This window comes from Photobacterium sp. TLY01 (assembly GCF_021432065.1).
GTDB lineage: Bacteria > Pseudomonadota > Gammaproteobacteria > Enterobacterales > Vibrionaceae > Photobacterium > Photobacterium halotolerans_A.
Genome location: NZ_CP090364.1, coordinates 1,319,039 through 1,343,334 on the forward strand (window position 1 = coordinate 1,319,039; position 24,296 = coordinate 1,343,334).

At 50.2% G+C, this 24,296-nt stretch carries 18 protein-coding genes; 11 read left to right on the plus strand and 7 right to left on the minus strand.

Annotation, left to right across the window (positions count from 1 at the left end; translation table 11 throughout):
- Nucleotides 1–199: 199 nt before the first annotated feature.
- Together LN341_RS06510 and uraH are read right to left on the minus strand one after the other, a co-directional pair.
- Nucleotides 200–1,546, minus strand: coding sequence for an NCS2 family permease (locus tag LN341_RS06510; RefSeq protein ID WP_234204471.1), 1,347 nt, complete (start codon nucleotides 1,544–1,546; stop codon nucleotides 200–202).
- Between the two features lie 282 nt (nucleotides 1,547–1,828).
- Entirely contained in the window at nucleotides 1,829–2,182 is a 354-nt protein-coding gene (uraH, locus tag LN341_RS06515) for a hydroxyisourate hydrolase (protein WP_046219227.1), read from the minus strand.
- A 395-nt stretch (nucleotides 2,183–2,577) separates the two neighbouring features.
- Between uraH and puuE the strand changes: the two genes are divergently transcribed.
- From puuE to LN341_RS06535, 4 genes are read left to right on the plus strand one after another with little or no spacing between them, the layout of a single operon-like run.
- Nucleotides 2,578–3,501, plus strand: a complete 924-nt coding sequence (gene puuE / locus LN341_RS06520; protein WP_046219226.1) for an allantoinase PuuE — start codon at nucleotides 2,578–2,580, stop codon at nucleotides 3,499–3,501.
- Between the two features lie 2 nt (nucleotides 3,502–3,503).
- Complete coding sequence (gene uraD, locus LN341_RS06525; protein ID WP_120511855.1) at nucleotides 3,504–4,019, plus strand: 2-oxo-4-hydroxy-4-carboxy-5-ureidoimidazoline decarboxylase; 516 nt, start codon at nucleotides 3,504–3,506, stop codon at nucleotides 4,017–4,019.
- Between the two features lie 20 nt (nucleotides 4,020–4,039).
- Complete coding sequence (locus LN341_RS06530) at nucleotides 4,040–4,585, plus strand: ureidoglycolate lyase (protein ID WP_234204472.1); 546 nt, start codon at nucleotides 4,040–4,042, stop codon at nucleotides 4,583–4,585.
- 46 nt (nucleotides 4,586–4,631) lie between these two features.
- Nucleotides 4,632–5,906 carry a urate hydroxylase PuuD gene (locus LN341_RS06535; RefSeq protein WP_046219224.1) on the plus strand — a complete coding sequence of 425 codons (1,275 nt, stop codon included), beginning with the start codon at nucleotides 4,632–4,634 and terminating at the stop codon, nucleotides 5,904–5,906.
- 238 nt (nucleotides 5,907–6,144) lie between these two features.
- Here LN341_RS06535 and nsrR read toward each other — a convergent pair whose 3' ends face one another.
- Nucleotides 6,145–6,573 (minus strand): nitric oxide-sensing transcriptional repressor NsrR, encoded by a 429-nt coding sequence (nsrR, locus tag LN341_RS06540; RefSeq protein ID WP_234204473.1) that lies wholly within the window; start codon nucleotides 6,571–6,573, stop codon nucleotides 6,145–6,147.
- A 114-nt stretch (nucleotides 6,574–6,687) separates the two neighbouring features.
- Here nsrR and hmpA point away from each other — a divergent pair, with 114 nt between their 5' ends.
- A complete protein-coding gene (gene hmpA / locus LN341_RS06545) occupies nucleotides 6,688–7,860 on the plus strand; it encodes an NO-inducible flavohemoprotein (RefSeq protein WP_234204474.1) in 1,173 nt (390 codons plus the stop codon).
- Between the two features lie 109 nt (nucleotides 7,861–7,969).
- Here the strand turns inward: hmpA and guaD are convergent, their stop codons facing one another.
- From guaD to xdhA, 4 genes are read right to left on the minus strand one after another with little or no spacing between them, the layout of a single operon-like run.
- Nucleotides 7,970–9,319, minus strand: coding sequence for a guanine deaminase (guaD, locus tag LN341_RS06550; protein ID WP_120510608.1), 1,350 nt, complete (start codon nucleotides 9,317–9,319; stop codon nucleotides 7,970–7,972).
- Nucleotides 9,320–9,343: 24 nt separating this feature from the next.
- Entirely contained in the window at nucleotides 9,344–10,186 is an 843-nt protein-coding gene (xdhC, locus tag LN341_RS06555; protein ID WP_234204475.1) for a xanthine dehydrogenase accessory protein XdhC, read from the minus strand.
- Between the two features lie 57 nt (nucleotides 10,187–10,243).
- A complete protein-coding gene (xdhB, locus tag LN341_RS06560; RefSeq protein ID WP_234204476.1) occupies nucleotides 10,244–12,667 on the minus strand; it encodes a xanthine dehydrogenase molybdopterin binding subunit in 2,424 nt (807 codons plus the stop codon).
- Complete coding sequence (gene xdhA / locus LN341_RS06565; protein WP_234204942.1) at nucleotides 12,660–14,051, minus strand: xanthine dehydrogenase small subunit; 1,392 nt, start codon at nucleotides 14,049–14,051, stop codon at nucleotides 12,660–12,662. Before xdhA ends, xdhB begins: the two co-directional genes overlap by 8 nt.
- A gap of 979 nt (nucleotides 14,052–15,030) precedes the next feature.
- Between xdhA and uvrY the strand changes: the two genes are divergently transcribed.
- From uvrY to nspC, 6 genes are all read left to right on the plus strand, one after another.
- Entirely contained in the window at nucleotides 15,031–15,675 is a 645-nt protein-coding gene (gene uvrY, locus LN341_RS06570) for a UvrY/SirA/GacA family response regulator transcription factor (RefSeq protein WP_027252441.1), read from the plus strand.
- A gap of 65 nt (nucleotides 15,676–15,740) precedes the next feature.
- Entirely contained in the window at nucleotides 15,741–17,510 is a 1,770-nt protein-coding gene (gene uvrC, locus LN341_RS06575) for an excinuclease ABC subunit UvrC (RefSeq protein WP_046219573.1), read from the plus strand.
- A gap of 81 nt (nucleotides 17,511–17,591) precedes the next feature.
- Entirely contained in the window at nucleotides 17,592–18,149 is a 558-nt protein-coding gene (pgsA, locus tag LN341_RS06580; protein WP_046219213.1) for a CDP-diacylglycerol--glycerol-3-phosphate 3-phosphatidyltransferase, read from the plus strand.
- A gap of 562 nt (nucleotides 18,150–18,711) precedes the next feature.
- A complete protein-coding gene (locus LN341_RS06585) occupies nucleotides 18,712–21,597 on the plus strand; it encodes a pyridoxal phosphate-dependent class III aminotransferase (protein WP_234204477.1) in 2,886 nt (961 codons plus the stop codon).
- Nucleotides 21,598–21,666: 69 nt separating this feature from the next.
- Nucleotides 21,667–22,911: a carboxynorspermidine synthase gene (locus tag LN341_RS06590; RefSeq protein WP_234204478.1), complete on the plus strand. Its 1,245-nt coding sequence runs from the start codon at nucleotides 21,667–21,669 to the stop codon at nucleotides 22,909–22,911.
- Between the two features lie 77 nt (nucleotides 22,912–22,988).
- Nucleotides 22,989–24,122, plus strand: a complete 1,134-nt coding sequence (gene nspC, locus LN341_RS06595) for a carboxynorspermidine decarboxylase (RefSeq protein WP_046219210.1) — start codon at nucleotides 22,989–22,991, stop codon at nucleotides 24,120–24,122.
- The last annotated feature ends 174 nt before the right edge of the window (nucleotides 24,123–24,296 follow it).

The following is a 24,296-nucleotide window of genomic DNA, read 5'->3' on the forward strand; positions in this document are numbered from 1 at the left end:
CGTTAGTTCTCCACAATTCATCCGATGAATTGGCTGCGTAGGGTTATAGGTTGTGTTCGCGTCTATGGCTTTATTAAATTAAGTTTATTTAGGTATGCAGTGACCTGCCTCTGTCTTACGACAGAGGGAGGTGTGCATTAAAATACCGCTGTTCTGATAATTAGATTTTTTTATGGGTGTTGCATGTGTCCGTCCGTGATCAGAGGTACACCAGCTTGGCGACAAAAATCGCGGTCAGTATGTACATGCTGATTGAGACATCTTTGGTTTTGCCTGTGGCAACTTTGAGCACTGTGTAGGTAATGAAACCCAGTGCGATACCGTTGGCGATGGAGAAAGTCAGCGGCATCATCAGTGCTGTGATGGCGGCAGGCGCAGCGTCAGTAAAATCGTTCCATTTCACGTGCTGCATACTGCTCATCATCACGAAGGCAACGTAAATCAGCGCGCCGGCAGTGGCGTAAGCCGGGATCATCCCTGCCAGTGGCGAGAAGAAGATAGCCGCGACAAACAGCAGACCGATCACGATAGCGGATAAACCGGTACGGCCACCGGCCGCGACACCCGCCGCACTTTCGACATAACTGGTGACAGGCGGACAACCCACACACGCACCTGCCACGCTGGCGATACTGTCTGCTTTCAGGGCTTTGCTCAGACCTTCAATTTTTCCGGTTTCTTTGTTTCTCAGGTTTGCCCGTTCGGCCACACCCATCAGGGTACCGGCGGTATCAAACATGTTCACGAACAGGAACGCCAGGATCACGCTGATCATCGAAATGTTCAGAGCGCCGGCAATGTCCATGGCAAACAGAGTTGGTGCCAGGCTCGGTGGAGAAGAAATCACCCCATTGTACTGAACCAGACCCAGCAGAATACCGATCAGGGTAACACTGAACATGCCGATCAGCACGGCACCGAAGACCTTACGCTCACTCAGTACGGCAATAATCAGAAAGCAGATTGCGGCCAGCAGCGCCTGTGGCTGGGTAAAGTCACCCAGACTGACCAGAGTGGCAGGACTGTCGACCACGATACCAGCGGTTTTCAGGCCGATCAGTCCCAGAAACAGGCCCACACCGGCAGTCATGGAGAAACGCAGGCTTTCAGGGATACTTTCGATGATCCATTCGCGGACTTTGTAAAAGCTCATCGCAACGAAAAGAATACCGGAAATGAAAACCGCCCCTAAGGCAACCTGCCAGCTGTAACCCATTTCTCCCACGACTGTGAAAGCAAAAAAGGCGTTCAGCCCCATGCCCGGTGCCAGACCGACAGGCCAGTTAGCAAACAGGCCCATCAGCAAAGTGCCGATTGCAGCACCAATACAGGTTGCAACAAAAACTGCTTCGGCATCCATGCCTGAGGCCGACATGATCTGTGGGTTAACGAAAATGATATAAGCCATGGTGGCAAAGGTTGTAATCCCACCGACGATCTCACTTTTCACGCTGGTGCCGTGAGCTCTGAGTTTAAACAGACGCTCTAACAGTGAAGCTGAGCCAGCCTCAGAACGACCGAGCGTTTCTGTTTTAGAGTTGTTCATGACGACGCTTCCTTTTTTTGCCTGAATGACGATGTGTGCTGGTTGTTTTTTAGTGTTCCCAACTTCACCTGTCAGACAGGACTTCCCTCTATGTTTCAGGCCGTCACTTACTGAAAACCTACCGGCCTGGTTACTGCCGGAGACTACATGGTTTTTTGAAGTGATTACTACTTAGCCTGCACTCATTGTATACAATCTTCAAACTCTCTTGTGTAGCTCCCGAACCTGCATCTGACCTCAGGCCCGGGAACCCTTTTTGTTCTACTTGTGTTCCGTTTTGGCTCAGCTGCCCCGGTATGTGGAGAAGCTGTAAGGGGAAACCAGCAGCGGTACATGATAGTGGCTGCCAGTATCTGCAATGCCGAAACGAATGACTACATCATCCAGGAAGGGAACTGAAGACAGTTCAACACCTCTCTGGCGGAAGTAATGGGCAGTGTCAAAGACCAGCTCATATTTACCGGTCTGAAACTCGCTTCCTTCCAGCAAGGGCTGGTCAGTTCTGCCATCAGAGTTGGTATGCGTGGTTTTAACCAGAACGAAGTCTGTGCCTTCTTGACGATAAAGCGACACTTTAATCTCCGCTCCGGGTAAGCCTGAGGCTGTGTCAAGCACGTGAGTTGTCAGTTTTCCCATGGATAACCTCGCGCGTTGCGCTCCTTAAGTTGTACAGAAAATGGATTACTTCTTGCATACCTATTGTATGCCTTCTGATGTGTGATCCGTAATCAGTTCGCCACATTGTATTTAACTATGTACACAACTTTACCGATTAGTAAAGGCTTGTGTAACCGAAATGTTAACCCGAAAGTTAGGGTCTGTAACCCTTTGTTGTACCTGCTTGTTGGCTAACATATTGATATTAAAGTAAGCTATATAGAGATAACAAGCAGTTAACTTTTTTTGATGAATCACAAAAAATGTTACGCACATTTTATTTACAAAAATTCTGGATATTGTATACAATCGCTGTTATAAATTGATTATCAGATGGTCAGTGTGTTGACCAATTAGGATTAAAGGAGTCATGTGTGAGTAATGAGTATCCACGCAATCTGATCGGCTATGGTGCAGTACCCCCGCACCCACGTTGGCCAAATGACGCTCGCGTCGCTGTCTCTTTTGTTCTCAACTACGAGGAAGGCGGGGAACGTTGCATTCTTCATGGTGATAGCGAGTCGGAAGCATTCTTGTCTGAGATCCCAGCGGCACAGCCATTTCCGGGTCAGCGTCATATCAGCATGGAATCGATTTATGAGTACGGCAGCCGTGCTGGCGTATGGCGCATCCTGCGCTTGTTTAAAGAATACGATGTGCCGCTGACTGTATTTGGTGTGGCTATGGCACTGGAGCGTCATCCGGATGTGGCCAAAGCGTTTGTCGAAGCCGGCCACGAGATCTGCAGTCATGGCTATCGCTGGATTGATTATCAGAACATTGATGAGTCTGAAGAGCGCGATCACATGATGAAAGCGATAGAGATCATCAAAAATCTGACGGGCGAGCGTCCGTACGGCTGGTACACAGGCCGCACCGGCCCGAATACGCGTCGCATTGTGGCGGAAGAGGGCGGTTTTATGTACGACTCTGATGCCTACGATGACGATCTGCCTTACTGGCACGAAGAAGGCCCGAAACCGCAGCTGGTGATCCCGTACACCCTGGATACCAATGACATGCGTTTTGCCACAGTGCAGGGTTTTAATGCAGGTGATCAATTCTTCAATTATTTAAAAGACACCTTTGACACCCTGTATGAAGAAGGGGCGACAGCACCCAAAATGATGTCAGTGGGTTTGCACTGCCGCCTGATTGGCCGTCCCGGACGTATCGCTTCACTGCGCCGTTTCCTGGATTATGTCAGCCAGCATGACAAGGTCTGGTTGTGCCGCCGAATTGATATTGCCAAGCACTGGCACGAACATCACCCGCACCCAAGTATGAAGGAGTATTAATGATGGCGCGTTTTACGTCTTGCCAACCGAGCCAAATGAGCAGGGAAGAGTTTGTCTCTCAATTTGCAGATGTGTATGAGCACAGCCCCTGGGTGGCGGAAAAAGTTTACGACAATGGTCTGAGTGATGCTGATGATGACATCAGCACCCTGCATGCGCGTATGGCAGATACTTTGCTTTCAGCCAGCAAAGAAGAACAGTTAGCCCTGATTAATGCGCACCCGGATTTAGCCGGAAAAGCCGCTGTGAACGGTGAGCTGACCGAAGCGTCCACCGCCGAGCAGGCAGGTGCCGGAATTAGCCAGTGTTCACCCGAAGAATTCGAAAAGTTCAATCGTTATAACGATAGCTACAAAGCACGTTTTCAGTTTCCCTTCATTATGGCGGTGAAAGGGGCCAATCGTTATCAAATCCTCGAATCGTTCGAGGCGCGATTAGGCAATGAAATTGAGGCTGAGTTCGATAAGGCGTTGGAAGAGATCAATAAGATCGCTTTATTCCGCCTGCAGACAATGTAATCAGGACAGGAATAGTCACCATGAGTACACCAGTGAGACAACTGACGATTGAGCCACTTACCCGCGAAGCATTTGCCCCTTTTGGTGATGTTATTGATAAAGAAGTAAGTGACTACTTTGTGATCAATAACGGGTCAACCCGACGTTACCATGCTATGGCGAATGTGGATGTGCAGGAAGAGGGTGGTTCAGCCATCATCAGTATCTTTGAAGCCCAGCCTTTGAGTTATCCTTTACAGATAGCCATGATGGAGAGGCATCCTCTGGGATCTCAGGCCTTTATTCCTTTGCTTGGAAATCCGTACCTGATCCTGGTGGCCCCGGCAGGGGACACACCGGACCCCGCTCAGCTTAAGGCGTTTTACAGTAACGGACGTCAGGGCGTGAATTATGGAAAAGGGGTCTGGCACCACCCGGTTCTGGCTCTGCGCAAGGATGATCAATTTCTGGTCGTCGATCGTGCCGGGCCTGGCAATAACTGCGATGAAGTGTACTTTTCTGACGATGTTCGTATCGAATTATCACTGAGCAGTTTGGAGCAGGAAGCATTAACCGTCGCACTTTGATAAGCCCAAGGCAATTAAAGTTCGCATAACATAACAGGAGTTCGTTATGGATCCACATATGACGGAATGGCTGAATCTGGCAATTCGCTGGGTTCACATGATTGTAGGTATCGCCTGGATTGGTGCCTCGTTCTACTTTGTCTGGTTGGAAAACAACCTGAACCGTGTCAATCCGAAAACTGGCTTGTCTGGTGACCTCTGGGCCATTCACGGCGGTGGTATTTATCACCTTGAAAAATACAAACTGGCACCGCCAAGCATGCCTGAAAATCTGCACTGGTTTAAGTGGGAAGCTTACTTCACTTGGATCACAGGTGTTCTGCTGCTGGGTGTGGTGTATTACCTCAATGCGGATATCTATCTGGTTGCGCCGGGCTCAGGTCTGAGTGCCACGGCATCAGTTGCACTGGGTGTAGGCTCTCTGGCAGCTGGCTGGATTATTTACAGCCTGCTGTGTGATTCCGCGCTGGGTAAGAAGCCGATGTTACTGGGTATTATCCTGTTCTTCGGTCTAGTGGCTGCAGCCTATGGCCTGAGCCAGGTGTTCAGCGGGCGTGGTGCTTACATTCATGTCGGTGCAATCATCGGTACTATCATGGTCGGTAACGTATTCTTCGTTATCATGCCGGCTCAGCGTGGTCTGGTAAAAGCCATTGAAGAGAACCGCGAACCGGATCCTGTACTGCCGGCAAAAGGTCTGCTGCGTTCACGTCATAACAACTACCTGACGCTGCCAGTGCTGTTCATCATGATCAGCAACCACTTCCCGAGCACTTATGGCTCAGAATATAACTGGCTGATCCTGGCAGGTCTGGCGGTCTTCAGTATCCTGGTGCGCCACTACTTCAACACGCGTCATGGCAGCCAGCAGTTTGCCTGGACAGTACCGGTAGCAGCGCTGGGCATGATCGCGCTGGCCTTTGTAACCTCACCTTACGCAAGCCGGATGGGTGAGACCTCAGCTCCTGCTGCGTCTGCCCCTGCTGTCGAAGTCAAAGCAGAGTCAGCGACTGCGCAGGCAGAAACCGGCACGGCCGCCGCAGCTCAGCCTGCCAGCAGTGGAGTGAGTTTTGCTCAGGTGAATGAAGTCATTCAGGAGCGTTGTTCAGTGTGTCATTCAGCACAACCGACGCATGCTGCGTTCTCGACAGCGCCAGCGGGTGTGATACTGGATACACCGGAAGAAATTAAAGTGAATGCACCCCGCATCGTTGCGCAGTCGGTACAAACGAAAGTAATGCCGCTGGGTAACCTGACTCAGATGACCGATGATGAGCGTAAGCTGATCGGGACCTGGGTGAAACAGGGCGCGCATCTTTAATCCCCTCGGGGGCGAAAGCCCCCACTTTATAGTCCGTTAGCCTGGATATACCCGGTGCTACAGCTTGGATACAAGCAGGCGAAGTTCATAAACTAGATGGCAATCTGATTGAATAAGCGTGTGTTGTGACCAAAACTGAAATCTGGGTAAGAAGGGCAGATAATCTCCTTTACATATCAATCCATAATATGTGACCAGCCCCATACGATTTGTATCGGGGCTTTTTTTTGCCTGAAATTTATGCAGGCCTCGTCAGCAAAATCAGCAATTCCTGATTATCCGCCAGCAGATCAGTAATCGTGCATTGATCTAGCTCTGCCAGAAAGGCGTCTTTGGCTTTCGCCAGATAAGATTTCAGGCGGCAGGCTGGCGTGATATGGCAGAACTCGGGCGCACAGTTCACCACTTGCAGCGGTTCCAGATCCCGAACCACCTGACCCACAATAATGTCACTGGCTGGCATCGCCAGGCATATCCCGCCATTTTTTCCGCGTACGGTTTTCACATAGCCCAGTTGGCCCAGTTTGTTGATGATTTTCACCATATGGTTTCTGGACACCGCGAACGTGTCACTGACGTGACTGATACTGGTGAGTTCCCCGTCTGGCAAGGCACCCAGCAGGATCAACGCTCTCAATCCGTAGTCAGTAAAGTTGGTCAGTTGCACATTTTTTCCTCTTTCAACACTCACCGCAAGTGTAATTCCTTTATTGACTGAAAGATATATTTAAGATACAACTTTAAAACATGCATTATAAATACATCTTTAAGGGATACTGCTATGCTGAGCCAGAACACCATTAATATCGTTAAATCCACCGCACCGCTTTTAGCCGAAACCGGCCCGAAACTCACTGCCCATTTTTATGACCGTATGTTCCGCCATCACCCTGAGCTGAAAGATATTTTTAACCTGACCCACCAGGACAGCGGCCGTCAGCGCGAAGCCTTGTTCAATGCGGTGTACGGCTATGCAGCCAATATCGATAATCTGGAAGTGCTGTTGCCTGTGGTGGAGAAAATTGCTCAGAAACATGCCAGCTTCAACATCACAGCTGATCAGTACGCGATTGTGGGTGAGCACTTGCTTGGGACGATTGATGAATTGTTTGCTCCGGGCCAGGCGGTGTTGGATGCGTGGGCTGAAGCATACGGTTTGTTGTCTACTGTGTTTATTGACCGTGAAGAGGCGATTTACCAGGAAAATGAGGCAAAAACCGGTGGCTGGCGCGGCACCCGGGAATTTGAGCTGGTGGCAAAAACACCTGAAAGCGATGTGATTACCAGTTTTGTGTTTATGCCGATAGACGACCAGCCAGTCGCGACCTATCAGCCGGGGCAGTACATCGGTATTTATCTGAAGCCGGATTGTTTTGACAATCAGGAGATCCGCCAGTACAGCCTGTCCGGTGCCCCGAATGGCAAGACTTACCGAATTTCAGTCAAGCGCGAAGCGCTGGGGACTGTGTCATCTTATCTGCATCAGCAGCTGAAAGTGGGTGATAAAGTCCAGTTGGCAGCACCATCCGGTGACTTTTTCTTCCGTTCTGAAGCCACTCAGCCTGTTGCCCTGATTTCGGCAGGTGTGGGTTTGACGCCTATGCTGGCGATGCTGGAGAGCATCAAAGACAGCCACCAGGCCCCGGTTCATTGGCTACATGCTGCCGAAAACCACCGTCAGCATGCGTTTGGCAGCCAGGTGGAAGAGATTGCAAATACAACAGAGGGTGTCAGTAGCCGTGTATGGTATCGCGAGCCACAGGGAGTCAACACAGATTTTGACGGCTTTATGGATCTCAGCCAGATGGATGGTGCAATTGACTGGCACAATACCACTTTCTATTTCTGCGGCCCGGTAGGTTTCATGCAGCATGTGGCAAAGCAGCTTAAAGAGAAAGGCGTGAGCGAATCGCAGATGCATTATGAGTGCTTCGGACCGCATAAGGTGTTGTGAGTTAGATTCAGACAGAAGCAGGCAAGATAAAAAACGCCCGTCCGCGGCGGTGTTAGAGACGTGAATACCGGGACGGGCAAGGATAGACGCATTGTGGAGACGCGAGTTTTTAGCTCGCTTTTTTCTTAGTTACCATTTCTGGTTCGGTTGTGCCTTCGGCATCGTAGGCTTTTTCGCCATAGACGAAGGTTTTGCTGACGGTGCGGTCATCACCCAGACTCATCAGCACAAACAGTTGCTCTTCCAGCGTTTTTGCTTGCTGCATGCGGAAAGACATTAACGGTGTGGCGTGCAGATCCAGTACCACGAAATCTGCTTCTTTGCCGGGTTTCAGGTTGCCTATTTTGTCGTCCAGGTACAGGGCTTTGGCACCGCCCAGTGTCGACAGATACAGAGATTTCAGCGGATGCAGTTTCTGCTGCTGTAACTGCAGAATCTTATAGGCTTCACTCATAGTCTGGAGCAGTGAGAAACTGGTGCCTGCACCAACATCGGTGCCCATACCGACACGAACACCATGTTGTTCCATTTTTGGCAGATTGAATAAACCAGAGCCAAGGAACAGGTTAGACGTCGGGCAGAACGAAATGGCAGAACCGGTTTCTGAAAGTCGTTTGCACTCACAATCGGTTAAATGAACACCGTGGGCAAATACCGCTCTGTTTTTCAACAGCTTGTAATGATCGTATACATCTAAGTAACTGTCACGTTCAGGGAAAAGTTCCAGTACCCACTCAATTTCTTTCTTGTTTTCAGAAAGATGGGTGTGCATGTACACGTCCGGATACTCTTCCAGCAATTTACCGACTGTGGCCAGTTGCTCTGGTGTGCTGGTTGGCGCGAAACGCGGCGTCACGGCATACAGCAGGCGGTCTTTGTTGTGCCATTTTTCTATCAGCGCTTTTGAGTCCTGATAACCGGATTCCGGGGTATCTGTCAGGTAATCCGGCGCGTTGCGATCCATCAGCACTTTACCGGCAATCATGCGCAGTTTGCGTTTTTCAGCTTCTTCGAAAAACACATCTACCGATTCTTTATGTACTGTACCGAAAACCAGTGCGGTGGTTGTTCCGTTGCTGGCCAGCTCATCAAAGAAAATATTGGCAACCTGACGTGCATAAACCGGGTTTTTAAACTTCAGCTCTTCCGGGAAGGTGTAGTTTTCCAGCCAGTCCAGCAACTGCTCGCCGTAAGAAGCAATCATGCCGGTTTGCGGATAGTGAATATGGGTATCGATAAAGCCGGCAGTGATCAGCTTGTGTTCATACTGAGTAACGGGCATTGAGGACGGGTGGCGTGCCAGTACTTCTTCGGCCGGGCCCACATCCAGAATGTGGCCGTTATCAACCACCAGAACACCGTCTTCAAAAAATTCAAAGCTGTTTTCAAGGCCGACTTCCTGGGGATCGGCAATGCTGTGCAAAATCGCTGAGCGATAAGCCGTGCGTTGTAATGTCATGTATTTATCCTTCGTTAATCGCTGTCAGGCGACTTGATTGTCGGTGCTGTCATTGAGCTCTGTGGCAGCAGAGTCCTCGCGTTTATCGGCCAGGGTTTCGCCCTGATAGTGGGCAATCAGCTCGCCCGCGACGGAAACCGCAATTTCAGCCGGATGCTTACCCTTGACGGCATCAATCCCAATCGGGCAGACCATACGCCGTATGGTTTCATCATCGTAGCCGCGTTGTGACAGTCGATAATCAAACTTCTTCCTCTTGGTCAGCGACCCTATCATGCCAAAATAGGCAGTATCATTTCTGTTGAGGATTTCCCTTGCCAGTTCAAAATCCAGCTGATGATTGTGCGTCATCACCAGATAATAACTGTTGGCGGGCATATCGCGGATCTCGCCAACCGGATCATCAGACACCAGCTTGGTGACACCGAGTGGCAGCTCGGCAGGGAATTCACTTTCCCGCTGATCGATCCAGGTCACGCGAAAAGGCAATGTACTGACAATATGGATTAACGCTTTCGCGACATGGCCTGCACCAAAAAGCACCAGATGGTGTTGTTGCTGACCAATCGGCTCCAGGCTCAAGGTGGCCATACCGCCGCAGCACTGGCCCAGTCTGGCACCTAAATTGAAGTGCTCGACGCGCGGATGTCTGTCTCCGGTCAGCAGCATTTCCCGTGCCAGTTTGATCGCTTTGTGCTCCAGGTGACCGCCGCCAATGGTGGCGATGATCTCGTTACGGGTCACCAGCATTTTGGTGCCGGCATCACGAGGTACTGAACCCCGGTCTGCCAGTACAGTGACCATGACACAAGGTTCACCACGTTGATCCAGTTCAGCCAGGGCATGAATCCAGTTGTCTTTAAACATCGCGCTTTCCTCATCAGGCGAGCCCGAAGGCCCGCCGTATACTACTTTTGGCTGTTTTTACTGGGCTTGTTCACTGGTTGCTGTCTCTGCCTCTTCTTTCTTCCTGCGGCTCAGGAAAGGTTGAGACGAAGACGGTTGCACTTCGTTAATAGCCCACAGTACGCGCTCTGGTGTTGCCGGGGTGTCCAGTTTCACTAAAGTACCTGGCTCAGCAACTGAACGGATGGCGTCTTTAATGGCGCTCCAGACCGACATCCCCAGCATGAACGGCGGCTCACCCACGGCTTTAGAGTTGAAGACTGTGTCTTCCGGGTTGCTTCGGTTTTCCAGCAGATGCGTGCGGAAATCAATCGGCATATCAGCAATGGCCGGGATCTTGTAGCTCGCCGGACCGCTGGTCATCAGGCGGCCCTGATCGTTCCACACCAGCTCTTCTGTCGTCAGCCAGCCCACACCCTGGATAAAGCCACCTTCAACCTGACCGATATCAATCGCCGGGTTCAGGGAAGCACCTACATCATGCAGGATGTCGGCACGCAGGATTTTGTATTCACCGGTCAGGGTATCCAGTACCACTTCGGCACAGGCTGCACCGTAGGCGTAGTAGTAGAATGGGCGACCGCGCGCTTTCTCATGATCGTAGTAAATCTTAGGTGTGCGGTAGAAGCCTGTGCTCGACAGCGAAACCTGATTGAAGTAAGCCATCTGAATGATTTCTTCAAAGGTTTTCAGTTCTTCACGAATTTGCACCAGGCCGTTTTTAAAGATCACTTCTTCCGGCGTGACTTTAAAATGGCTGCAGGCAAAATCGATCAGGCGCTGTTTGATGGTCAGCGCGGCATTCTGAGCCGCTTTACCGTTCAGGTCAGCACCAGAGGATGCCGCCGTTGGCGAAGTATTCGGGACTTTGTCGGTGTTGGTCGCCGTGATCTGAATCCGGTCGATATCCACCTGAAACACTTCTGCCACGACCTGAGCCACTTTGATATTCAGACCCTGACCCATCTCTGTACCACCGTGGTTGAGATGAATACTGCCATCGGTGTAAATGTGGATCAGCGCGCCCGCCTGGTTCAGGAAAGTGGCTGTAAACGAGATACCGAATTTCACCGGTGTCAGCGCCAGACCTTTTTTCAGAATCGGGCTGGTTTTGTTGAATTCGGCAATCGCCTTACGGCGTTCTTTATATTCACTGCTGGCTTCCAGCTGCTCAGTGATGTCGTGAATGAAGTTGTCTTCCACTTTCTGGTAGTAGTGGGTGACATTGCGATCATCATGGCCGTAATAGTTCATCTTGCGCACATCGAGCGGATCTTTGCCCAGATGCTGGGCGATTTCGTCCATGATGTGCTCAATGGTCATCATACCTTGCGGGCCACCGAAGCCACGGTAAGCGGTATTTGACGCTGTATTGGTTTTACAGCGGTGACCTGTCACTGTGGCATCGCCCAGATAGTAGGCGTTGTCAGAGTGGAACATGGCACGGTCGACGATAGAGTTTGACAGATCCGGTGAATAACCACAGTTACCGGATACTGTAATATCAATACCGTGAATGCGACCGTCATCATCAAAACCGACTTTATACTGGTTGTAGAACGGGTGGCGTTTACCCGTCATGATCATGTCTTCCATACGGGGCAGACGCATTTTGGTCGGGCGGCCTGTCAGGTGTGCAATCACAGCAGCCAGACACGCCGGGCTTGCAGCCTGCGTTTCTTTACCACCGAAACCGCCACCCATGCGACGCATGTCGATCACTACTTTGTGCATCGGCACACCCAGCACTTCAGCGACCAGTTTCTGCACTTCAGTCGGGTTCTGGGTAGAGGTGTACACTATCATGCCGCCGTCTTCGGTTGGCATCACAGAGCTGACCTGGGTTTCCAGATAGAAGTGTTCCTGACCGCCGATATGCAGATCGCCTTCCAGCACGTGCTTCGCGCTCGCCAGTGCGCCTTCAGAGTCGCCACGCTTGTGCTGGTGACTGCCTGAGACGAAGTGCTTCTTGGCCAGTGCCTCTTCAACATCCAATACGGCTTCCAGGGGTTCGTATTCGATGATGGCCGCCTGAGCGGCTTTGCGGGCTGTTTCCATATCATTGGCGGCAACCGCAATCACAGGCTGACCGTAGAATTCAACAATGCCGTCTGCCAGCAGGGGATCGCCCGGTAATACCGCACCGATGTCCAGCTGGCCCGGTACATCTTTGCTGGTGATAGCGATGGCAACGCCTTCAAAGGCGTAGCATGGGCTGACGTCCAGCTTGGTAATTTTGGCGTGCGCATACGTACTGGTACGTGCATACACGTGCAACTGGTTTGGAAATTCCAGCCGGTCATCGATATAAATGGCTTCGCCAGTTACTTGTTTGGCAGCGCTGTCATGCTTTACGCTTTTACCCACGCCGGAAGTCAGATCCTGCGCGAATTTCGCCACCATTTCATCGTGACTCAATGGGTTATGGTGATGATTAGACATAAGCAGTTACCCTTGTTTCAATTTGGCCGTTGGACTGTTGTTCGAGATAGAAACGGTGCAGCATATTCGCGGCCGTTAATGCACGATATTCCTTGCTGGCCCGGAAATCAGACAGCGGCTCGAAATCGTCAGACAGCGCAGCCATCGCGGTCTTGACCGTCTCCAGATTCCATGGCTGACCCACCAGTGCGGCTTCACAGTTGGTGGCACGTTTTGGCACCGCCGCCATACCGCCGAAGGCAATACGGGCATCCGCTACTTTTCCGTCATCGCTCAACGCAATCGTGAATGCACCACAGACGGCGGAAATATCATCGTCCAGACGTTTCGACAGTTTGTAAGCACGGAACTGGCTGCCAATCACAGGCTTAGGCACAATGATTTTTTCAATAAACTCGGAAGGCTGCTGGGCCGTGACTTTATAGCTGATAAAGTAGTCTTCCAGCGGCATGGTGCGGCGGTCGTTACCACGACGCAGCACGATCTGTGCATTCAAGGCAATCAGCAGTGGCGGACTGTCACCGATTGGCGAGGCATTCGCGACGTTACCGCCGATCGTGCCCTGATTACGCACCTGCAGAGAAGCAAAGCGGTGCAGCAGTTCTCCGAAATCCGGATAGTACTTTTTCAGTGTGGCATAACAGTCGGAAATCGGCAGGTTTGCACCAATTTCAATGCTGCTTTCAGTCTCGGTCAGGATCTTCATATCGCTGACCAGGCCCACGTTGATCAGCTTATCGATTGAGCGGTGGAACTGAGTGACTTCCAAAGCCAGATCCGTACCACCAGCAACCATGCGAGCATCCGGGTGCGTCAGCAGCAGATTGGCCAGCTCGTCGCTCGAGGTCGGAGAAAAGCCGTACTGGCCGTCATGTTTCAAAGTGGCGTTCGACAGATTGATTTTCGACAGCTTGGCTACCGTCTGGCGTTCCAGCTCAGCAAACTGATCCATCAGCTGTTCTTCCTGGCTTAGCGACAGGGCAGCATCAACGATAGGGCGGTAACCGGTGCAACGGCATAAGTTGCCCGCTAGCGCTTCCATCACATCTTCTTTATCGGCTGCTGGCTTGTTTTTGCTCAGCGCAAACATCGACATAATAAAGCCAGGTGTACAGTAACCACACTGTGAGCCGTGGTATTCGACCATGGCTTGCTGAACTGGGTGGAGCTGCTTGTTGGCATTTTGCAGATCTTCAACCGTAATCAGCTGCTTGCCATGCAGGGAAGACACAAACGTCAGGCAAGAGTTGACTGAGCGGTATTGCAGTTTTCCATCGACAAGTTCACCCAGCACTACGGTGCAGGCACCGCAGTCACCAGAGCCACAACCTTCCTTGGTGCCTGTTTTCTTTACATGGGTACGCAGGTAGTTCAGTACCGTCATATTCGGGGAAACATGCTCTTCTTCCCGAATGTCCTGGTTTAACAAAAAAGTAATCAAGTGACCTCCTCACAGGCTCATGATCTGACCTATAAGTCAATTCTGGATATACTTGACCCAGTAGTCAACTTTTGTGTTAACGCTGTGTGACAGAGCAGCTTTGGTTGAAAAATACACTTAACTCTTTTTAATCAATATCTTGCTCCATTTTTGTACTGTTGGGGCATGCCTTTTGTGTCAAATTTGTTTCTAAATGTTGTGATATAGGTAACAAGTCATGGTTTTGATATAACTGTCATCAATAAAACGGAATCTTCATCTGTAAATTTTAGTATTTATTGGTGGAATATGCTGAGTGTAAGGCGTGGGTTTGTTTGTGATTGGATGGGTTAACTTGTTGATATATATCAATATAGAATGATTTTTTTCTTATTGACCATGAATGTAGAGACTCTGTGATCTGACAAGCTTTTTTACGGTAGCATGCCGTATTGAACAGGCGGGCTGAACTAAACTGAAGTTAAGGGAAAGCCGCGGTGAGGGGTCAGACAGAGCAGAGGACTGGCTGGGTCGGGCGGTGTGTTTTTTGATAGTTTCAGTACTACCGATGTTAAGAGTCTGTGAAAAGCCAGCCAGCTTCATCAAAGAGGCTGAAATAGATAAATTAGGGCATGAGTATAAATAAGATGAATGAATACGGGAGTAGCATTTTTTTATTTTGTGGATTATAACAGCCCGGTAATACTGAATATTATTCTGCACTGCTTCATAGGTTACTGTCCCTGTATGTTTTTGACTTAACAGGCTGAAACAGGATGTTTTCATGCGTTTATGTGGCTTAATACGATGCGTCATTCGTGTGCTTTTACACATAAACAGTCTGTGAGAACATTCCAAGTTCAGGCAAAATTGGGTACTATCAGCAAAAGTTATCCCGCCAATTCCGGCAGGGTGCAGAGCCAAATCATATTGGAGATACAGCTTGATCAATGTATTCCTTGTAGATGATCACGAACTGGTTCGCACAGGGATCCGACGTCTTCTGGAAGATGTCCGTGGTATTAAAGTGGTAGGGGAAGCCATCAGTGGTGAGGACGCCGTCAAGTGGTGTCGAAACGAGCATGCCGACATAATCCTGATGGATATGAATATGCCAGGCATTGGTGGGCTGGAAGCGACGCGAAAGATCCTTCGCTTCAATCCGGATGTGAAGATTATCGTGCTGACCGTCCATACGGAAAACCCATTCCCGACTAAAGTGATGCAAGCCGGTGCTTGCGGTTACCTGACCAAAGGGGCCGGAGCGGATGAAATGGTTAACGCGATTCGTACGGTCAACAGCGGCCAGCGTTATATTTCGCCGGAAATTGCACAACAAATGGCGCTGAGCCAGTTTGCTTCCAACTCAGAGAACCCGTTTAAGGATTTATCTGAGCGTGAATTACAAATCATGATGATGATTACCAAAGGTCAGAAAGTGACCGAGATTTCCGAGCAATTGAACCTAAGCCCGAAAACGGTAAACAGCTACCGTTATCGTTTGTTCAATAAACTGGATATCAATGGCGATGTTGAACTGACCCATCTTGCAATTCGTCATGGCATGTTAGACACAGAGACCTTGTAGTGTCAGAAACGTTCGATGCAAAAAGTTTCCTGAAATCAGTCACAAACCAGCCTGGTGTATACCGAATGTATGACCAGGCTGGTGACGTTATTTATGTCGGTAAAGCCAAAGATCTGAAAAAACGGCTGGCCAGTTACTTCCGTGTTCAGGTGTCGAGTGAAAAGACCCGGGCACTGGTTCGCAACATCTGTAAAATCGATGTCACGGTGACGCACACCGAAACAGAAGCGCTGATCCTCGAGCATAACTACATCAAGCAGTACCTGCCCAAATACAATGTCCTGCTGCGTGATGATAAGTCTTACCCCTATATTTTTCTGAGCGGCCAGCATCATCCGAAACTGGCGGTTCACCGGGGGGCAAAGAAACGCAAAGGCGAATACTTCGGCCCGTATCCGGATTCAGGCGCTGTTCGCCAAAGTCTGCACCTGCTCCAGAAAATCTTTCCGATCCGGCAATGTGAAGATTCGGTCTACGCCAATCGCAGCCGTCCCTGTCTGATGTACCAGATTGGCCGTTGTCTCGGTCCTTGTGTCAAGGGACTCGTCAGCGATGAGGACTATACAGAGCAGGTCAATTTTGTGCGCCTTTTCTTACAGGGCAAAGACCGCCAGGTGATCACTTCGCTGGTGGACAAAATGGAAGTGGCCAGTCAGCAGCTTGCGTTTGAAAAGGCCGCGCGTTACCGGGATCAGATTCAAGCCTTGCGCCGAATTCAGGAGCAACAATTTGTCAGTCAGGACAGCGACGATGATCTGGATGTTATCGGGATTGCACAAGACAAAGGCATGGCGTGTATTCATGCGTTGTTTATCCGTCAGGGCAAGGTGCTGGGCAGCCGAAGCTATTTTCCGCGGATGCCGGCTGATACGGATATCAATGAAGTGATCACCAGCTTCATCAGTCAGTTCTATTTCAATCAGGCAGAAGGGCGGACCATTCCTTCTGTGATTCTTGTCAGTGAGTCATTGGGCGATGAACAGCCGGCTCTGTCTGCCGCGCTGACTGAAGTCGCTGGCCGAAAAGTCGACCTGCGCTCACAGGCCCGGGGCTATCGTGCCCGCTACCTGAAACTGGCACACACCAATGCCCTGACAGCATTAACCAGCAAACTCAACCATAAAATGACGGTTCATCAGCGTGTGACCGAACTGCGTGAATTGCTGGGACTAGACTCACTTTCCCGTATGGAATGCTTTGACATCAGCCATACGATGGGCGAGAAAACGGTAGCGTCTTGTGTTGTCTTCAATCAGGAAGGGCCGATCAAAGCAGAGTATCGCCGATTCAATATTACCGGTATCACGGGTGGCGATGATTATGCTGCGATGGGACAAGTATTACATCGTCGATACAGTAAACAGATTGATCCGGATAAGATCCCCGATATCATTTTCATCGACGGGGGCAAAGGACAGCTTTCCCGAGCCCATGAAGTGGTGAACCCCTTGTGCAGTGACTGGCCGAAAAAGCCATTGCTGGTGGGGGTGGCGAAGGGCACGACCCGCAAACCCGGCCTGGAAACCTTGCTACTGGTCACCGGGGAAGAATTTTCATTACCAAGCGATGCGCCGGCGCTGCATCTCATTCAGCATATTCGTGATGAAAGCCATGACCATGCGATCAGTGGTCACAGGGCGCAGCGCGGAAAAGTCCGTAAACGGAGTACACTGGAAGATGTGGAAGGGATCGGGCCGAAACGCAGACAGGCATTGTTGAAGTATATGGGGGGATTACAGGAACTGAAACGCGCAAGCAGGGAAGAAATTGAAAAAGTGCCGGGCATAAGCCGATCTCTGGCCGAAAAAATATATGACGCATTGCAACACGGCTAGCTTTGCGGCACCCTTAGGTCTGCTTACAGCGGAAAGGCTTTCGTTGGCAGGCACAATACGTTAAACATAAGAACGAACAATATGCGCTTAACAATTCCAAATATCCTGAGTTTCGTCAGGCTGGTGCTCATTCCATTCTTCGTGATTACCTTCTACCTGCCTTACGAATGGTCACCGTTTGCTACGGCTCTCATTTTCACGATTGCAGGGATCACTGATTGGTTTGATGGTTACCTGGCCCGTAAGCTGGACCAGACCTCAAGATTCGGTGCTTTTATCGATCCGGTTGCCGATAAAGTCATGGTGGCTGCGGCATTAGTCCTGGTGACTGAAAATTACCATTCGGTTTGGGTGACGATTCCAGCCATGACTATGATTGGCCGTGAAATTATCATTTCTGCACTCAGAGAGTGGATGGCAGAGCTGGGGAAACGCTCCAGTATCGCTGTTTCCTGGGTGGGCAAAGTGAAAACGGCGTCTCAGATGTTCGCACTGGTGATGTTGCTCTGGCATCCCAATGAGTGGCTGGAAACCATCGGATTTATTTCGCTGTACATTGCAACAATTTTGACTTACTGGTCAATGTATCTGTACCTGAAAGCCGCGAAGGGTGATTTACTCCATCCTGATAACATGTGACAGAACAATCACCTACCTTTTTGCAGAAAGCGGCCATGGCCGCTTTTCTTTTAATCTTGTAACCAGTGTGTTGAAACAAAGTAGATGAATTTTTTTATTCGATCGTAAATTCTGCTTGGCAATGAAAAGCGCAATATGTTATTTTTCGCGCAATCTCAGGGGGCAACATATCTGAGACACATCCGTCATCATGAACTCAGGCTGATTGCATGTTGACGATCCGTAGGTACTGCCGGCGATTGGCGCTGTCAGTAGAAGGGCATTAATAGTGCAGTCTTGCGTATTGAAGCAAGGGCATCATTGAGGGAACCCAACTGTGAATACTTTTACGTCTCTAACCCGAATCAGCTTTGTCTTACCCAATTGCAGTATTATTACTGAGCCTTGATCGTCCGATCACCATGTCTTCAGCTGACTATCTATCAAACCACAGTGATGCTTATCGCTGGGACTGTTAGTTGTGTGCTGAGTGCGCGTTACCGGTAAGTCACTGACTTATCAATGTCTTTTATACTCAAAAGTACCACCTTTGGTGGGCTTCACTATTTTGGATTAAAAACCAATGAGTAATGTGTTTGATTTTGACGATGTCAAGCATGCGTCCAATGTTCCTGTTGTTCATGACCTGTATGACCTGACCCCAGATGAGTTGCTGCTCAGTCAGGAGCACTATGAGTCGGAAGTTCGCTCTTATCCGCGTCGTTTGCCGTTGGCGATTATGAAAGCGACAGGTGTGTTGGTTGAAGACAGTCGTGGCCAGGTCTTTCTGGACTGCCTGGCAGGCGCAGGTACTCTGGCTCTGGGTTACAACCATCCTGAGATTAACCAAGCAATCATTGACCAGCTGAATGCGGGTATTCCGTATCAGACGCTGGACATGACGACACCCGTAAAAGATAAATTTATCCGTGAAGTGATGAACTTCCTGCCGGATGAGTTTGCTGCCAATGCTCGCATTCAATTCTGCGGTCCGTCTGGTGCAGACGCTGTAGAAGCTGCCATTAAGCTGGCCAAGCAAACCACTGGCCGCAACGTGATGATGGCTTTCCATGGTGCGTATCACGGGATGACCAACGGTACGATGGCCATGATGGGCAACCTGAACACCAAGGCACGTCGCCAGGGTCTGATGGCTGACGTCCACTTCATGCCGTTCCCGTACAGCATGCGCTGCCCGTTTGGTATCGGCGGTGATGAAGGTGCGAAACAAACCCTGCGTTATCTGGAGCGCATGCTGAACGATGATGAAAGCGGTGTACAAAAACCGGCTGCAATCATTGTGGAACCGGTACAGGGTGAGGGTGGTGTGATTCCTGCTCCTGCATTCTGGCTGCGTGAACTGCGCCGTATTACCAAAGAACACGGTATTCTGCTGATTTTTGATGAAATTCAGTGTGGTATTGGTAAAACCGGTTTCAATTTTGCGTTTGAAGAATCAGGCATTACCCCGGACATCCTGTGCTTGTCGAAAGCTGTGGGCGGTGGTCTGCCAATGTCTCTGCTGGTATTTGATAAATCGGTTGATACCTGGCGTCCGGGCGAGCACACGGGCACATTCCGTGGCAACCAACTGGCGATGGCAACCGGTGCAAAAGCGCTGGAAATTATCCGTCGTGACAACCTGGTTGAGCATGCCCGCGTGGCAGGTCAGTACCTGCGTGAAGGTCTGGAGCGTATTGCGACTTATGTTGATTGTATCGGCGAAGTGCGTGGCAAAGGCCTGATGCTGGGTGTTGAGATCGTCAAAGGCGGTAAGAAAAACAAATTCGGTGAGCCGGAAGCGGATCCGCAACTGACCATGCAAATTCAGCGTGCTGCGCTGGAGCGTGGCCTGATCATTGAGAAAGGCGGCCGTCAGGGTTCTGTCCTGCGCTTCCTGCCACCTTTGATCATCAGCCTGGAGCAGATTGACTTCGCACTGGATGCACTGAGCAAAGCGATTATCGCCACTGCCGGTCCTGCAAAAGTGGTTGAAAAGTCAGCAGTAAGCGATGCCGACAAATGGCGCTCTTTCTTCATCCAGACCGGTGAAGGCGGTGCGGATCAGTTTGAAGCGGCGCTGAACCAGACAACTAAAGTTCTGAAGCAAGTTTTTGAAAGTACCACAGCGCCATACTCAGGTATGGAGCCGCAGGTGCTGAAAAACCTGATCAACAATATCGAATTGAATGATCAGCAACTGCCGCTGGATGCCGTGATTGACCAGGCGGGCGAACTGATTGCTAAAAACTCAATCATTGTTCAGCATCCGAATTGCATTGCGCACCTGCACACGCCACCTCTGGTGCCGGCTGTCGCGGCTGAAGCATTCATTGCTGCCCTGAATCAATCCATGGATTCATGGGATCAGTCTACCGCTGCGACCTTTGTGGAGCAGAAAGTTGTCGACTGGCTGTGCGGTGTCTACGGTTATGACAAGCAAGCGGATGGTGTCTTCACCAGTGGTGGTACGCAGAGCAACCTGATGGGCTTGCTGCTGGCACGTGATCGCTTTGCAGATATCCAGTCGGGTCATAACATTCAGAAGCAAGGTCTGCCTGAGTATGCCGGCAAGATGCGCATTCTGTGCTCGAAGAAATCGCACTTCACCGTGCAGAAGTCAGCGTCGCTGATGGGCCTGGGTGAGCACGCGGTAGAAACCGTGGATACACATCCGGACGGCACCATTAAACTGGCATCGCTGGTGACGCGTATTGATGAGCTGAAGCGCGATGGTTTGCTGCCGTTTGCCGTAGTCGGTACAGCGGGTACCACAGATCACGGTGCAATCGATGATCTGGATGGTCTGGCAGATATCGCGGCTCAGCATAATATGTGGCTGCATGTCGATGGTGCTTACGGTGGTGCGCTGATTCTGAGCCGTCACAAAACGCGTCTGCACGGCATTGAGCGTGCGGATTCGATTAGCGTGGACTTCCACAAGCTGTTCTATCAACCAATCAGCTGTGGTGCGGTGATCATCAAAGACAAGAGTAACTTCAAGTATCTGCTGCATCATGCGGATTACCTGAACCGTGAAGACGATGTCGTACCAAACCTGGTTGATAAGTCTATCGCGACCACCAAGCGTTTTGATGCACTGAAAGTATTGATGACAATGCAAGCTGTCGGGACTCATTCACTGGGTGCGATGTATGACCACCTGCTGGGTCAGACGCAACAGGTTGCAGACATGATCAACCAGTCAGAAGAGTTTGAACTGCTGGCAGATCCTGCGCTGTCGACGGTACTGTTCCGCCATGTTGGCAATACAGAGGCTGATCTGGACCAATTGAACAAAAAATTGCGTTTTGAGGCCCTGGTGAAAGGTGTTGCAGTATTGGGTGAAACCGTAGTTGATGGCAAAATTGCCCTCAAGCTTACGATTCTCAACCCATGTCTGACCATGGCAGATTTTGAGAACCTGCTCAATGAAGTTAACCAGCTTGCTTGTTCACTGGTTGACTGAGTGACGTGGCTTGCTCCAGTGGGGCTGGAGCAAGCCAATGTTTTATCTGAAGAAGACGGAATAAATTAAATGGCAATTTTACAAATCGGTGCTGGGGGTGTTGGCTGGGTTATTGCCCATAAAGCTGCTCAAAACAATGATGTGTTAGGTGATATTACTATCGCTTCGCGTACTGTGAACAAGTGCGAACAGATCATTGAATCCATCAAGGGTCGCAACAATATGAAAGATCCAGGCAAGAAGCTTGAGGCTCGTGCCGTGGATGCTGACGATGTCGATGCCCTGGTGGCACTGATCAAAGAGGTTCAGCCAGATCTTGTAATTAACGCTGGTCCTCCTTGGGTTAACGTTGCAATCATGGAAGCCTGTTATCAGGCGAAAGTGTCCTATCTGGATACATCAGTGGCGGTTGACCTGTGTAGCGAAGGTCAGCAAGTGCCAGAAGCCTATGACCCTCAGTGGGCTTTCCGTGACAAATTTGCAGAAGCAGGTATCACAGGTATTTTGGGCGCTGGCTTCGATCCGGGCGTCGTGAGCGTATTTGCTGCCTATGCAGTGAAGCACCTGTTTGATGAGATTGATTCAATCGACGTGATGGACGTCAACGCTGGCGATCACGGTAAGAAATTTGCGACCAATTTTGATCCTGAAACCAACATGCTGGAAATTCAGGGCGACTCTTTCTACTGGGAAGACGGTGAGTGGAAGCAGGTTGGCTGCCACACCCGCATGATGGAATTTGATTTTCCGCTGGTCGGCTCGCAAAAAGTGTACTCCATGGCGCACGACGAAGTGCGTTCAATGATAGAATTCATCCCTGCCAAACGCATCGAATTCTGGATGGGTTTTGGTGATCGTTACCTGAACTATTTCAACTGCATGCGCGACATCGGTTTGCTGAGTCCTGATCCTGTCACGCTGGGTGACGGTACTGTGGTTGAGCCACTGAAAGTGCTGAAAGCTTTGTTGCCAGATCCAACCACACTGGCGCCGGGTTACACAGGCAAAACCTGTATCGGTACCTGGGTGCAGGGCACCAAAAGTGGCGAGCCGCGCAGTGTGTTCATCTACAACAACGCTGATCATGAAGTGGCTTACAAAGATGTTGAGCATCAGGCGATTGCCTACACCACAGGTGTTCCTGCAATCACTGCGGCATTGCAGTTCTTTGCTGGAAAATGGGCCGATGCCGGTGTGTTCAATATGGAGCAGCTGGATCCGGACCCGTTCCTGGCAACCATGCCGAAAATTGGCCTGGACTGGCATGTTCAGGAGCTGGAACCTCGCCAGCCACTGATTAATATTCTCAAGTAAGTCACAGACTGTTGAGTTCACCATATTCAAGCCGGCGTTGGAAACGACACCGGCTTCTTTAGATAGAAGCTTAGAATATGCAGCATCCTGAATTAAAAACCCCGTATTTCATGATTGATGAGAGCAAACTAATCCGCAATCTTGAAATCGCCAAGAAACTGAAAGAATTGTCCGGTGTGAAACTGGTTCTGGCCCTGAAATGCTTTTCTACCTGGGGTGTGTTCGACATCATCAAACCGTATCTGGACGGCACAACCAGCAGCGGCCCGTTTGAAGTGAAGCTGGGTTATGACACCTTCGGCGGTGAAACGCACGCTTACAGCGTGGGTTACAGCGAAGATGACGTGAAAGAAGTCGCGGATATCTGCGATAAAATGATTTTTAACTCGCAAAATCAGCTGGCTGCGCACCGTCATCTGGTGGAAGGCAAGGCGGAGCTGGGCCTGCGTCTGAATCCGGGTGTCAGCTATGCAGGTCAGGATCTGGCCGACCCGGCGCGTCAGTTCTCCCGTCTGGGTGTTCAGATCAATCACATCAACCCGGAAGTATTTAGCACTATTGACGGCGTGATGTTCCACATGAATTGTGAAAACAAAGATGTGGATGCCTTTATTCGTTTGCTGGATGACATTTCTGCACAGTTCGGTACGTATCTGGACCAGCTGAAATGGGTGAGCCTGGGTGGCGGTGTCTTCTTCACTTGGCCGGGCTATGATGTTGAGAAACTGGCCGCAGCACTGAAAGCGTTTTCTGAAAAACACGGCGTTCAGCTTTATCTGGAGCCGGGTGAAGCCATCATTACGCAAACCACTGATCTGGTGGTGACGGTTGTTGATATCGTCGAAAACGAGCTCAAAACAGCCATCGTTGACAGTGCAACCGAAGCGCACCGTTTAGATACCTTAATCTATAACGAACCGGCTTCGATCCGCGGCGCAAGCGAGAGCGGTGATCACCGTTACGTGATTGGCAGTTGTTCATGTCTGGCTGGTGATCAGTTCTGTGTCACCCAGTTTGATCAGCCGCTGGAAATTGGTCAGCGTCTTCACATTATGGACAGTGCTGGCTACACCATGGTGAAACTGAACTGGTTCAACGGCCTGAAAATGCCGTCGATTTACTGCCAGCGTGCGAATGGCGAAGTGCAGAAGTTGAATGAATTCGGCTACGAAGACTTCAAACGTTCCTTGTCTCAGTGGTCGGTGAATTAAGATTCAGCCAAGTAAAAAAATTGAAGGCCGGTCACTGACCGGCCTTTGTTTTATCGGTGACATCAGCACTTTGGTGCAGTTTTTAACTGGTTGAGAGAAAATTTGAGCAAATAAACGCAAAAGACTAATTAGTGTTTGACTCAAATTTTAAAATCAGTAAATTAGCACCCACAC